This is a genomic window from Tardiphaga sp. 768_D3_N2_1, assembly GCF_052076105.1.
Taxonomy (GTDB): Bacteria; Pseudomonadota; Alphaproteobacteria; order Rhizobiales; family Xanthobacteraceae; genus Tardiphaga.
Genome location: NZ_CP197245.1, coordinates 5,268,369 through 5,281,272, shown reverse-complemented (window position 1 = coordinate 5,281,272; position 12,904 = coordinate 5,268,369). Strand labels below are relative to the sequence as shown.

The following is a 12,904-nucleotide window of genomic DNA, read 5'->3' as shown; positions in this document are numbered from 1 at the left end:
GTTCATGCATCCACCTCGTCGCAGAAGCCGAGCAGCATGTCATTGAAGACATCGGGAGTTACGGCAGTGAAGGCATGTGCGCCCCACTCCACTTCGCGAATGCGGGCGCCGGGAATGGCTGCGGCCAGTTGTCGTGAGAGATAGGCCGGTACCAGGCTGTCGTCGCGAGACGAGGCCAGCAGTGTCGGCGTTGTAATGGTCGTGAGGGCTTCGCCGGGATCAAAGGCGAGAAACATGTCGATGCGCGCATTCATCGTGGCTGCTGTCGGGAAGTGCGCGAGGATGCGCTCTTCTTCCGCATCGAGCTGCGCGGCATTGTCGGAAATCCAACGCGGCGGATAGAGGAACAGGGGCTGCGCGCGCACATATGCTTTCGGGCCGGACTGGTTCAGTATCTGTTTGCGGACTTCGAAGCAGCGCCGGAGGAACGGATCGGCGCGGCCCCAGCCGTTCACCACCACCAGACTGCGCAAGCGCGCGGGATCGCGCAGGGCAAGTTCGATTCCGACGATACCGCCGATGGCATGGCCCACCACATGTGCGTTGCTGACACCGGCGTCGTCCAGCACATGCGCGATGTCATCGGCCATGCCGGCGATCGACCGCGATGGCGCACTGTTCGCAGCGCTACGGCCGGTGCCGACGTGGTCGTAGAGGATAACCTGGTGTCGTTGTGCAAGGGCGTCCAGCTGCGGCGTCCAGAACGATCCGCTACCGCCCATGCCGGCCGACATGAGGATCGCCGTTCCGTGTCCATGAGTTTCGTAATAGATGTCGGCGTCACCGCCGCTTGCATAGGGCATGGCTGGTCTTGCGTGTTCGAGCGATGAAAAATCAGAAGCGCAGGCGGCGTTCGAGAATGTCGATCGCGCCGTACATCAGCAGCGCCACTGCCATGAGCGCAGCGATGCCGACCCAGACGGCATTCAAATCGTAGAGCACGCCGGCATAGTAGATCATGTAGCCGAGGCCTTCTTTTGAGGCGATGTATTCGCCGACGACTGCGCCGATTAGCGCGAAGCCGACATTGAGACGGAAGGCGGACACGATCCATGGCATGGCACCCGGAATGACGACGGTGCGCCAGGTCTTCCAGCGGCTGGCGCCGAGCGAGCGCATCAATTTGATCAGATCGCTATCGACTTCCTTGGCGCCCTGCTGTGCCGTGATCACCGCGACGATGAAAGTGATGATGGCGGCAATGGCGATCTTGGATGAGATGCCGATGCCGAACCACACGATAATCAAGGGTGCGAGCGCGATCTTCGGCAAACCGTTGAGCGCAATGAGATAGGGGCGCAACACCGCTGCGCTGGTTGGAAACAACCAGAGCAGCAGACCAACCGCACTGCCAGCGATGGTGCCGATCAGAAATCCCGCGATGGCTTCCCAGGCGGTCAGGGCAGAGTCGCGCAGGAGTTCGCCGTTGGCGATCAGAGTGGAGGCCTTGGCGAAGATGCCGCTTGGCCGTCCATAGAGATAGACGGCGATCCATTTGAAGCTGATCGCAATTTCCCAGGCTGCAAGTAACAGAGCCAGCAGGGCGACCTGCAGCAGCGCGATTCGCACGATGGGCGGCATCACGCGCTGCTCGACATTGCCCTGGGGGGCTTCGATCGCCGTCACATCAAGCTCGCTTGTGCGCGATTGATGCGATCTCGACGAGACAGTCCGGCTTCACCAATCCGCACTGGATGCAATAGCGCGCTGGCTTTTCGCCAGGGAAGTATTCGGCATAGACTTTATTGACGGCGCCGTAATTGGCCCAGTCAGTCACGAAGATGGAATTAAACGTGACATCGGCCATCGTGGCGCCTGCGGTCTCCAGTACGCTCTTGATGGTTTCGAGGATGTGCCGGGTCTGCGCGGCCGCATCGCCGACGTGAACGACGTCGTTATTCTTGTCGAAGGCCAGTGTGCCGGACACATAGATCACACCATCGGCCATCATGCCGGGCGAGTAAGGTGCGAGCGGCGGATGAGTACCGGGCGGAATGATCGCGCGATCTGTCATGGGATCCTCAGGCTTTCGTGGATGGTTCGGTCTGCGCGAATGCGCGGCGGAAATCGGCGGTGCTGGAGACCCAGCCGAAGAAAGTTTCGATGTTGAAGACGGCCGCCTTCTGGACGTAGTCGGGGCCAGCCTGATGTGTGGCGTCTTCGAGCATCACGCCGAAATATTCGAGATGGAAGCCGTCGCGCAGGGTCGATTCCACGCAGACATTGGTGGCAACTCCGCAGAACACCAGATTGCGGATCCCGCGCGCGCGCAGGATGCTATCGAACTGGCTGTTGAAGAAGCCGCTATAACGCGGCTTCGGTACCACGATGTCGCCGGGCTGTGGCTGGAGTTCATCGACGAGCGCATAGTCCCAACCACCCTTGGCGAGCAGGCTGCCTTGTAATTCGGGGCGTGCGCGCATGGTCTTGAGTGCGTTTGATTTGTGCCAGTTCGGGGATCCCGGACCGCCGGCCTCGACATAGTTGGCGTCCCAGCCGTTCTGGAAATAGATCACGGTGACGCCGGCCTCGCGCGCGACGTCCAGCGTCTCCTTGACGGCCGCAATCGCAGCCTTGGCGCCGGTTACGTCGAAGCCCGCGAGATCCAGATAGCCGTTCGGCGACGCGTAGGCGTTCTGCATGTCGACCACAATGACCGCGGTCTCCTCGACCGCGAGCCGCAGCGGCTCGGGGCGCGCTGGCAGCGTGACATAGCGCCGTTCCGGCGGAAAGCTAGTTGAAACCGACATTAGGCCAATCCGAATTCCTTGGTCGCTTTCTCGGCGAAACGATTGTCGACCATCTGTGTGTAGGGCAGTGTTGAAGAGACAGCGCCGCCGCCCTGTTCGAGCAACATCGCGCGATCCCATTCGTCCGCAGAGATGGTCGGGTTTTTCGGGATCGCCGTCTTGCTGCCAAAAAAGTTTTTCGTCGCGTTTCCAACCACTGAGGGCGAGACTTTCGGAAAGTACTTCTCTGCGACCTCGGTGAAGACCGCATTGTTCTGGTGCATCATTTTCTGGGCTTCGGCGATGGCGTTGCAGAATCCCTGCACGGCCTCCGGGTTGGAGGTGATCACGTCTTCGGTGGCCATGGCGGTGGTGAAACACAACGGCCCGAGCAGATCGGCAAAGGACAGCGAGGGAACGAGACCGAACTGTTCAGCGCCGATGCTGATGTCCCATTCGAATGCGGTGGCGATGTCGGCACGGCCGTCCTTGACGGCTGCGGCCTGTGCGCCGGGAGGCAATTCCAGGAAAGTGACGCCGGCTTCCTTGGGATCGAACTTGCCGACCGTCTTCATCGCATAGGTCGGGACCTGGATTGTCGATGAGGGAAATTTCAGTGTCGCGATCGTCTTGCCGCGCAGATCGTCGATCGTGGTGATCTTGGTGTCCGGGCGGGTCATGCCCCACATCGACACGCCGCCGACGATCTTGGCGATGTTCTTGATCTTGCCGCCTTCACGCGTTGCGTTGACCGACATGCCCGGGCTGGTGACACCGATCTGACCGCGGCCGGACAGCAGGATTGGTACTGGCAGGGCGATGCCGCCTGCGGTCGACAGGTCGGTGTCGAGGCCATGTTTGGCGAACAGGCCTTTGTCGGTCGCAACGTAGAGCGAGGCATACATGCCGAGCCGGATGGCTTCCGACACCAGCACCTTGCGGCCTGCGGCAAAGGCCGGTCCGCCCAGACCAGCAAATGGGGCCACTGCGGCGCCGATGAGCGAGTATTTGAGTAGGTTGCGCCTGTCGATCATGCCTCTGTCCCTCGCCGCCGTTGCCGATGTCAGATGGTGCGCTGCATAGTTTTTAGCCGCAGCGTCTCTTCGCATAAAATTCTTGCACCCGTTAATTTCATTAACAAGTCGGGAAAAACAGATATATTTATCTGTAATGCTAATGAATATCGACCTCCGGCAACTTCGTGCCTTCGTCGAGGTGGTTCAGGCTGGCAGCTTCAGCCGGGCCGCGCGGAAACTTGGCGTTTCCCAGTCCGCTCTCAGCCAGGCCGTTCGCCAGCTCGAGGATGCGTTGCAGGTCCGGCTACTGGACCGGACGACGCGCAGTGTTCAGCTCAGCAAAGTGGGTGTCGAATTCCTCCCGGGGATTCAGCGTCTGCTGGCGGATCTCGATCACCAAATCCAGGATTTACGCGATCTGCGCGAGCATCGCCGCGGCCATGTTACGGTGGCTTGTGTGCCGTCGGTGGCGTTGCGCCTGATGCCGGTGGTGCTGGCGAACTTTCAACGCGAATATCCAATGGTGAGCGTGACACTCAAGGAAGTGTCACGGCATCAGATCATTACCGGACTGCGCAGCGGCGACGCCGAGCTCGGCATTGCCAATGTGCCCGGTGAAGATGTCGATCTCGATGCTACAAAACTGCTGAGCGACCGTTTTGCGCTGGTGATGCGGCGGGATCATCAATTGGCGTCGCAAAGCGCCGTGAACTGGATGGACGGCGTCGCTGCAGGCATGATCGCGATGGCCACCGGCACCGGCATCCGGCTGGAAATGGAACGCGGCCTGCAGGAACTCGGCCGCAGCAGCCCGCTGCATGAGGCCGAACACCCGGCAACTCTACTCGCGATGGTCGAGGCCGGCGTTGGCGTTGCGCCATTGCCAGGCCTGGCACTGCCGGCGACGGACCACCCCGTGCTGACCTTCCGCAGGCTGCTCGATCCGGTCATCGAGCGCGATCTCTATCTGATCCGGCGTGTGGGGCGTGACCTGTCGCCGGCCGGGCGTGCACTTTACCGCGGCATCCAGCTCGTGGCTCAGTCGATCCGCGAGCGCACTGCCGCCGGATGGTAGCGAACACGCTTTGACCTTGCTCTCGCGAGTCCCTATTTTGGGATGGATAGTCCCATTTCGCTAATTTGAGCTCCTTATGACCGCCTCGTTAAAAGCCATCGACGGATCGGCCGATTTGCCTGTCCTGATGAACGACCTCGCCCGGAGCGCCCGTGCGGCTGCGCGTGCGTTGGCGGTGGCCCCAACGGAACAGAAGAACCGGGCACTTGCGGCGATGGAGCGCGCGATCCGCGCCGGTGCGCCGGCGATCCTGGCGGCTAATGCAGAGGACGTCGCTGAGGTGCGCGCCAATGGCGCGACGTCGGCTTTTATCGACCGGCTGACCCTGACCGAGGCGCGCGTGCATGCGATGGCCGACGGCATCCGCGTCATTCACGACATCGCTGATCCCGTGGGCGCCGTCACCGAAAGCTGGCAGCGGCCGAATGGCATGACCATCGAGCGTGTGCGTGTGCCGCTCGGCGTCGTTGCGGTGATCTTCGAAAGTCGTCCGAATGTCGCGGCGGATGCCGGCGTGTTGTGCCTGAAGTCGGGTAATGCGGTGATCCTGCGCGGCGGTTCGGACAGTTTCCGGTCCTGCCGCGCGATTCACGAATGTTTGGTGCAGGGCCTGCGCGAAGCCGGTCTGCCGGAAGCCGCGATCACGCTGGTGCCGACGCGCGATCGTGCGGCGGTGGGCTTGCTGTTGACTGGCCTGAACGGCGGTGTCGACGTGATCGTCCCGCGCGGCGGCAAGAGCCTGGTTGCGCGCGTCGAGGCCGAAGCGCGCGTGCCGGTATTCGCACATCTCGAAGGCGTCAATCACACCTATATCGATCGTGCTGCAAAGCTCGATATGGCGAAGTCGATCGTGCTGAATGCGAAGATGCGCCGTCCCGGTGTCTGCGGCGCGACGGAAACGTTGCTGATTGACCACGCAGCCGCGGGCACGCATCTGAAGCCGCTCGTGGAAATGCTGATCGATGCCGGTTGCGAGGTGCGCGGCGACGCCGCCGTGCAGCAGGCCGATGCACGCGTAAAGCCTGCAACCGCCGAGGATTGGGACACCGAATACGAAGACGCAATCATCTCGGCCAGGATCGTTGATGGTGTGGACGACGCGCTCGCGCATATCCGCGATCACGGATCGCATCACACCGATGCGATCGTGACCGAGGACGCTGCGGTGGCCACGAAGTTTCTCAACGAAGTGGATTCGGCGATCGTGCTGCATAATGCATCGACGCAGTTCGCCGACGGCGGCGAGTTCGGCTTCGGCGCGGAAATCGGAATTGCGACCGGCAAATTCCATGCACGCGGTCCGGTCGGCGCCGAGCAGCTCACCAGTTTCAAATATCGCATTCACGGCACCGGACAGACCCGGCCGTGATGATGTGTGCGTGGGCGCGTGGAGACTGAATTGGAGTCGCATTCAGTCCCGCCGGCGCAGGGCATACCGCCACATAGTCCCGGCATGCGGATCGGCCTGCTCGGCGGATCGTTCAATCCGCCGCATGCCGCGCATCGGGCCATCAGCCTGTTCGCAATGAAGCGGCTGCAGCTTGATCGCATCTGGTGGTTGGTGTCGCCGGGCAATCCGCTCAAGGATCAACGCAATCTGCACGATCTCGCCGGGCGGGCGGCCGCTGCGGAAGCGATGGCCGATCACCCGCGCATCGATATCACCTGTCTCGAGAGTGTCATCGGTACGCGCTATACTGTCGACACCATCAGCTACCTCCGACGTCGATGTTCGCAAGCACGATTTGTCTGGATCATGGGTGCCGACAATCTCGCCCAGTTTCACCGCTGGGAGAGCTGGCAGGTCATTGCCGGGGAAGTGCCCTTTGCGGTCATCGACCGGCCACCGCAAAGCTTTCAGGGATTGGCGTCGACCGCCGCCCAAGCCCTTGGCCGTTACCGGATACCGGAGCAGGACGCTGGGTCATTGGCCGACCTGAAGCCCCCGGCATGGGTATTTCTGACCGGTTTGAAGCTGAATCTGTCTTCCACCCGGCTGCGGAACCCGGATGGCAGCTGGAAGACGTAATTCCACAACACTCGCCCGATAAGTGTTATAGGGCGGGCGCTGGAATATTGAATCCGGCATTCCCACATGCATACTTGATCTCACCGGGCGTCGGATTCGGCGTCCCAATACAGTGAAAGGAATGGTCCTCTGGCCACTTCTGTATTGTCCAAGACAGGCGCCAAGAAAGCCTCGTCCAAGGTTGCCTCACCTAAGAAGCCCGCTTCGGTAAAGAAGGCTGCCGCGTCTGAAAAGGCGACCGCAACCAAAGCCGCAAAGCCGAAGGCTCCAGCCAAGACACCTGCTGCCGCAAAAGCCGCACCGAAGGCTGTCATTCCGAAGAAGGTTGCCTCGCCCAATGCCTCGTCCAAGGCGGCGAAGAAATCAGCTGCGGTGGCAGCGGTGCGTGACAGCGCGACCGAAACGCTCAATCTCGTTCTCGCCCGCCTCGAAGACATGAAGGCGGAGGAAACGGTGACCATCGACCTGCGCGGCAAGTCGGCATTCTCCGACTACCTGGTTGTGACCACCGGTCGGTCGAACCGCCATGTCGGCGCGGTCGCGGAGAATGTTGCCAAAGGCCTCAAGGAAGCCGGGCAGAAGAAGCTGCATGTCGAAGGCATGACCAATTGCGATTGGGTGCTGATCGACACCGGCGAGGTGATCCTGCACGTGTTCCGTCCCGAGGTGCGCGAATTCTACAATATCGAACGTCTATGGACGCAGAATACACCCGACGACTCGCGGATCAGCCTGAAGGCGGTCTGACCCAGCCGGATGGCTGCTTCGGTCGATGGGAAACGGCTCGGCGCATGCTAATCTGCGCCGATGCATCTCATCGTGATTTCCATCGGCAAGCTCAAGCAGGGGCCGGAACGCGAACTCGCCGAACGCTATCGCGAGCGGTTCGACGATATCGGCCGCAAGCTCGGTTTCCGTAGCCTGACGATTCATGAAATTCCGGAAAGCCGGGCCCGTGATACGGCCACCCGGATGGCCGAGGAGGGCACGGCGATTGCCGCCCTGATTCCCGATAAGGCCATCCTCGTCACCATGGACGAGCGCGGCAGCAGCATTGATAGCGCGAGCTTTGCTCGCCATCTTGGCAAGGCACGGGACGAATCGGTGTCACATTATGTTTTTGTCATCGGCGGGGCGGACGGACTTTCGCCCGAATTGCGGCGCAAAGCCAAACTGAGCATTGCATTCGGCTCGGCGACCTGGCCGCATCAAATGGTTCGCGTCATGCTTCTGGAACAGATTTACCGGGCCGCTACAATTCTGGCTGGCCACCCATATCACCGCGTTTAGCTCACGGTGTTTAGCTTAACGCGTTTGGAAAAAGGCGCTGTCGAAACCACGATGCTGTCACCGCGGGCCATTCCATTTGAACACGCCGCCGTTCGCCGCGGGATGTCGAGCGTATCGTCGTTGTCGATGATGGTACTGTCAGCAGCTCTTATAGCTGCCACTGTTGCAGGTTTGATGACGACCTCGGTCCGGGCGCAAACCGCTGCGCCAGTTCAACAGGCAAATGCGCCATCGCCTGATATCATTCGCCAGCGCGAGCAGGAGCTCGAAGCGATCCGCGCGCAGCAGAAGAGCGCCGCAGAACTGCAGACAAAGCTGAAAGCCGATATCGCGGCGATCGGGCAGGATCGCGGCAAGCTCAATCAGCAGCTCATCGATATCGCAGCTCGTGTACGCGGCATCGAAGGCCGCATCGACGACGCTGAAGCGCGGCTGCGTCCGCTGGATGCGCGCGAGCAGCAGATTCGCGGTACTCTGGAAGCGCGCCGTGGCGAGATCGTCGAGGTCCTGTCGGCCTTGCAGCGCGCGGGCCGCCGTGCGCCGCCTGCCTTGCTCGTGCGCCCCGAGGATGCTTTGAAGTCGCTGCGTACTGCGATGCTGCTTGGCTCCGTCGTACCCGACATGCGCGAGCGCGCCGAGAAGCTGGTGGCTGATCTCAGCGAGCTCGTGAATCTACGCAAGGCGATCTCGACGGAGCGCGATCAGCTTGCAAGCGATCGCGACAAGCTCAAGGAAGACCAGACGCGCCTCGCGTCCTTCACCGAAGAACGCCAGAAGCAGCAGTCGGCTGCGGAAAAGGACATGGAAGCGGAAGCCGCGCGTGCATTGGCGCTGTCCCGTCAGGTCGACAGTCTGCAGGGTCTGATCGCGAAAATGGAGCAGGACTCCAAGGCCGCGGCGAAGGCAGCCGCTGCCGCCAGTCTGCAAGGAACGCCGGCGGCGCTCAGCAATGGCAAGCCGAATATCGGCGCCTTCAAGGACCCCGGCCGGCTCAGTCCGGCGATCGCCTTTGTCTCGGCGAAAGGTATGCTCGCACTTCCGATCAACGGGGTTAAAATTCGCAATTTCGGCGGTTCCGATGGCGTCGGCGGCGTCGAAAAAGGCATTTCACTGGCCGCACGGGCCGGTGCGCAGGTCACAACACCGTGTGACGGCTGGGTTGTTTATTCCGGTCCGTTCCGTAGCTATGGACAACTCTTGATCCTCAACGCTGGGGGCGGGTATCATGTCTTGATCGCCGGGATGGAGCGTATTTCGGTGAACATTGGTCAGTTCGTCCTTACCGGGGAACCGATCGCTGTCATGGGGTCAACATCCCGGGTAGCATCCGTCCTTGCGGCCAATGCCAGCCAGCCTGTGCTTTATATCGAGTTCCGTAAGGACGGGACTCCCATTGATCCAGGCCCATGGTGGGCCGCTAACGAAGGCGAAAAGGTTCGCGGATGATGCGCAAGACTTCCATAATTCTGCTGAGTGCTGCCACTGGCGCCGCCTTGACGCTCTTCGTGACTCAGCCACGCGCCGTGTTCATGGGCACGAGCGCCCGCGCCGCGACGTCCGATACCTATCGTCAGCTGAACCTGTTCGGTGACGTGTTCGAGCGCGTCCGCAGCGACTACGTCGAGAAGCCCGATGATAGCAAACTGGTCGAATCCGCGATCTCCGGCATGCTCACGGGCCTCGATCCTCATTCCAGTTACATGGACGCCAAGAGCTTCCGCGACATGCAGGTGCAGACTCGCGGTGAGTTCGGCGGCCTCGGCATCGAAGTCACCATGGAAGACGGCCTGATCAAGGTGGTGTCGCCGATCGACGATACCCCGGCATCGAAGGCCGGCATCATGGCCAACGACATCATCACCAGCCTCGACGAGGAAGCGGTGCAGGGTCTCACTTTGAACCAGGCCGTCGAGAAGATGCGCGGTCCGGTCAATACCAAGATCAAGCTGAAGATCATCCGCAAGGGCCAGGACAATCCGCTTGATGTCACCCTCGTGCGTGACAACATCCGCGTCCGTTCGGTGCGCGCCCGCGTTGAAAGCGACGATATTGCTTACATCCGCATCACCACCTTCAACGAGCAGACCACCGAAGGTCTGAAGCGCGAGATCGCGGCACAGACCGCGGCGATCGGTGCTGACAAGATCAAGGGTTACATCATCGACCTCCGCAACAATCCGGGCGGTCTGCTCGAAGAAGCCGTCACCGTTTCCGACGCGTTCCTCGAGCGCGGCGAGATCGTCTCGACCCGTGGTCGTAACGCTGAGGAAACCCAGCGTCGCACAGCGCATGCTGGCGATCTGACCAAGGGCAAGCCGGTGGTCGTGCTGATCAATGGCGGTTCGGCTTCGGCATCGGAAATCGTTGCCGGCGCGCTGCAGGATCACAAGCGTGCGACCACCATCGGTACGCGCTCGTTCGGCAAGGGCTCGGTGCAGACCATCATCCCGCTGGGCTCCGGCAACGGTGCGCTGCGTCTGACCACCGCGCGTTACTTCACGCCGTCGGGCAAGTCGATCCAGGCCAAGGGCATCGTTCCGGACATCGAGATCGTGCAGGACGTGCCGGACGAGTTGAAGTCCCGCGACATCAAGGGCGAGGCTTCGCTCCGTGGCCATCTCAAGAACGATGGCGACGAGAAGACCGGTTCGCAGTCCTACGTGCCGCCGGATGCCAAGAATGACAAGGCGCTGAAGGCCGCTGCTGATTTGCTTCATGGCATCAAGGTGACGTCGAACGCAATCATCACGCCGCCGCCGGGAGCCGCTGCTGCTGCGGACAAGCCGGCAGACGATAAGCCGGCCGCCAAGCCGAACTGATCGGCGAGTACGCATCAATTCTGCGGAACGGGCGGCCTTCGGGCCGCCCTTTTTGTTGGAATCCTCTCAAAGGGATCCGATGCCCTTCCGGCTGCCGTGGCCATGACCGGGCGTGTTATTGTCCGGTCGGGTGATTCGGGGGATCCATGGCAGTGTCGGCGGACGATCTAAGCGCCCCGCTTGGACAGAAATCGAAGCGTAAGCGTCAGTTCCGGCTTCCTTTTTCCGGAACGCAGGCGCTTGCCACGATCTTCGCCTTGCTGCTGCTCGGCTTTCTCGGTGTTGCCATTTTCAATAACAACCCGATGGGCGGCGAGCCGGTAGCGCGCGTAGCGATCAAGGCACCTGCCACGGCCGATGATGAGAAGGCCGCCGTCAAGCCGCCGGTCGAGATCAAGCACGGTACGCCGGAGACGGCCAAGGCGCCTGAGGCTCCCGGCCAGAAGACCATTACCATCATCGACGGTTCCAGCGGTGCCCGTAAGGACGTCGTGGTGTCCAGCGAGGGGGCGGATAGCGCCGCGGTCGATGCACCGCCGCCGGTCATGACGGGGATTGATCAGAAACTGCTGGAGAAATCTCGCCACGGTATGGTGCCGATCGCGATCGGTGCGCTGAAGCCGATGACGGCCTATGCCGCCGGCTCTGAAGCCGAGCGCGCCAGGGCGATGAAGATGCCGAGCATTTCCATCGTCATTGGCGGCCTCGGCGTTGGTGCAGCCAAGACCACCGATGCCATCATGAAGCTGCCGCCGGCGGTCACGCTGGGCTTCACGCCCTATGGCTCGGATCCCGGCAAGCTGGTCGAACGCGCACGTGCGCAGCGCCACGAGGTGCTGCTGCAGCTGCCGATGGAACCGTTCGACTATCCCGACAACGATCCCGGCCCGCAGACGCTGTTGTCCTCGGCTACGGCCGAGCAGAACCTCGATCGCATGATGTGGCATATGAGCCGCTTCCAGGGCTATGTCGGGGTCGCCAACTTCATGGGTGCAAGGTTTATCGCTACGGACACCGCCATGCAGCCCATCGCGCGCGAGGCCAGCAAGCGGGGGCTGGCATTGTTCGACGATGGCTCGACGCCGCGCAGCGTTGCCGCGGCAGCGGCCGAGGGGCAGGGTATGTCCTTCGCACGTTCCGATGTTACCATCGATGCGGTGCCGACCTCCGCAGATATCGACAAGGCGCTGGCGCGGCTCGAGGGGCTGGCCAAGGAGCGCGGTGTGGCTGTTGGCGTCGCTTCGGCCCTGCCGATCTCGATCGAACGTATCAGCGCCTGGGCGAAAACCCTTGAAAGCCGCGGGGTCATGCTGGTGCCATTGACAACCGCGATGCTGAAATCAAAATCAAGCTAGCGTCTTTGGGCTAGGGTGAATTCGGCACAGTCGAATTGCTGCGTAAAGAGTGCTCGAACGGACGCAAGAGGCATTGACGGAATGGCGCGCTACGAAGACCTGCCCTATCGAACTTGCGTCGGAATGATGCTGATCAACCCGCAAGGGCTCGTCTTTATCGGCCGACGTGCCGGTGGTATCGAGCATGTCGATGACATGCATGTCTGGCAGATGCCGCAGGGCGGCGTCGATCCCGGTGAGGACACCTGGGAGGCCGCCAAGCGCGAGCTCTATGAAGAAACCAGTGTCCAATCGGTCGAGAAGCTTGGCGAAGTGCCGGATTGGCTGATCTACGACATTCCCCGTACGGTGGCCGGGCGGGCCTGGAAGGGTCGCTATCGCGGCCAGCGCCAGAAGTGGTTTGCGGTGCGTTTCACCGGCGACGACAAGGAAATCAACGTCACGCATCCACCGGGGGGCCACAAGGCCGAGTTCATCAATTGGCGCTGGGAGCCGATGAAGAACCTTCCGCAGTTGATCGTGCCGTTCAAGCGCCCCGTCTATGAGCGGGTGGTGAAGGAATTCGCCGGTCTGGCGGACGGCTAGCGTCGG

14 protein-coding genes are annotated in these 12,904 nt (G+C 61.6%); 9 read left to right on the top strand and 5 right to left on the bottom strand.

Annotated elements, in window-relative coordinates; genetic code table 11:
- Window positions 1-2 precede the first annotated feature (2 nt).
- From rutD to AB8A27_RS24770, 5 genes are read right to left on the bottom strand one after another with little or no spacing between them, the layout of a single operon-like run.
- A complete protein-coding gene (rutD, locus tag AB8A27_RS24790) occupies window positions 3-803 on the bottom strand; it encodes a pyrimidine utilization protein D (protein WP_441244182.1) in 801 nt (266 codons plus the stop codon).
- Between the two features lie 31 nt (window positions 804-834).
- The gene (locus AB8A27_RS24785) at window positions 835-1,626 is read right to left on the bottom strand and encodes an ABC transporter permease (RefSeq protein ID WP_441244181.1); all 792 of its coding nucleotides are present in this window, start codon (window positions 1,624-1,626) and stop codon (window positions 835-837) included.
- A gap of 1 nt (window position 1,627) precedes the next feature.
- Window positions 1,628-2,014: a pyrimidine utilization protein C gene (gene rutC, locus AB8A27_RS24780; protein ID WP_115032166.1), complete on the bottom strand. Its 387-nt coding sequence runs from the start codon at window positions 2,012-2,014 to the stop codon at window positions 1,628-1,630.
- A 7-nt stretch (window positions 2,015-2,021) separates the two neighbouring features.
- Window positions 2,022-2,750 carry a pyrimidine utilization protein B gene (gene rutB, locus AB8A27_RS24775; RefSeq protein WP_441244180.1) on the bottom strand — a complete coding sequence of 243 codons (729 nt, stop codon included), beginning with the start codon at window positions 2,748-2,750 and terminating at the stop codon, window positions 2,022-2,024.
- Window positions 2,750-3,763 (bottom strand): ABC transporter substrate-binding protein, encoded by a 1,014-nt coding sequence (locus tag AB8A27_RS24770; protein WP_441244179.1) that lies wholly within the window; start codon window positions 3,761-3,763, stop codon window positions 2,750-2,752. Before AB8A27_RS24770 ends, rutB begins: the two co-directional genes overlap by 1 nt.
- 142 nt (window positions 3,764-3,905) lie before the next feature.
- Here AB8A27_RS24770 and AB8A27_RS24765 point away from each other — a divergent pair, with 142 nt between their 5' ends.
- From AB8A27_RS24765 to AB8A27_RS24725, 9 genes are all read left to right on the top strand, one after another.
- Window positions 3,906-4,820 (top strand): LysR family transcriptional regulator, encoded by a 915-nt coding sequence (locus tag AB8A27_RS24765; protein ID WP_441244178.1) that lies wholly within the window; start codon window positions 3,906-3,908, stop codon window positions 4,818-4,820.
- A gap of 76 nt (window positions 4,821-4,896) precedes the next feature.
- Complete coding sequence (locus AB8A27_RS24760; RefSeq protein WP_441244177.1) at window positions 4,897-6,189, top strand: glutamate-5-semialdehyde dehydrogenase; 1,293 nt, start codon at window positions 4,897-4,899, stop codon at window positions 6,187-6,189.
- Between the two features lie 30 nt (window positions 6,190-6,219).
- Window positions 6,220-6,849: a nicotinate-nucleotide adenylyltransferase gene (locus AB8A27_RS24755; protein ID WP_441244176.1), complete on the top strand. Its 630-nt coding sequence runs from the start codon at window positions 6,220-6,222 to the stop codon at window positions 6,847-6,849.
- Window positions 6,850-7,221: 372 nt separating this feature from the next.
- Window positions 7,222-7,596, top strand: coding sequence for a ribosome silencing factor (gene rsfS / locus AB8A27_RS24750; protein WP_441245017.1), 375 nt, complete (start codon window positions 7,222-7,224; stop codon window positions 7,594-7,596).
- Between the two features lie 60 nt (window positions 7,597-7,656).
- Entirely contained in the window at window positions 7,657-8,139 is a 483-nt protein-coding gene (gene rlmH, locus AB8A27_RS24745; RefSeq protein WP_441244175.1) for a 23S rRNA (pseudouridine(1915)-N(3))-methyltransferase RlmH, read from the top strand.
- 102 nt (window positions 8,140-8,241) lie between these two features.
- Window positions 8,242-9,585 carry a murein hydrolase activator EnvC family protein gene (locus AB8A27_RS24740; protein WP_441245016.1) on the top strand — a complete coding sequence of 448 codons (1,344 nt, stop codon included), beginning with the start codon at window positions 8,242-8,244 and terminating at the stop codon, window positions 9,583-9,585.
- On the top strand, window positions 9,582-10,958 hold the full coding sequence (locus AB8A27_RS24735; RefSeq protein ID WP_441244174.1) for a S41 family peptidase: 1,377 nt from the start codon (window positions 9,582-9,584) through the stop codon (window positions 10,956-10,958). Before AB8A27_RS24740 ends, AB8A27_RS24735 begins: the two co-directional genes overlap by 4 nt.
- 146 nt (window positions 10,959-11,104) lie before the next feature.
- Window positions 11,105-12,313, top strand: a complete 1,209-nt coding sequence (locus AB8A27_RS24730; protein WP_441244173.1) for a divergent polysaccharide deacetylase family protein — start codon at window positions 11,105-11,107, stop codon at window positions 12,311-12,313.
- 81 nt (window positions 12,314-12,394) lie between these two features.
- Complete coding sequence (locus AB8A27_RS24725; RefSeq protein WP_092141072.1) at window positions 12,395-12,898, top strand: RNA pyrophosphohydrolase; 504 nt, start codon at window positions 12,395-12,397, stop codon at window positions 12,896-12,898.
- Window positions 12,899-12,904 lie beyond the last annotated feature (6 nt).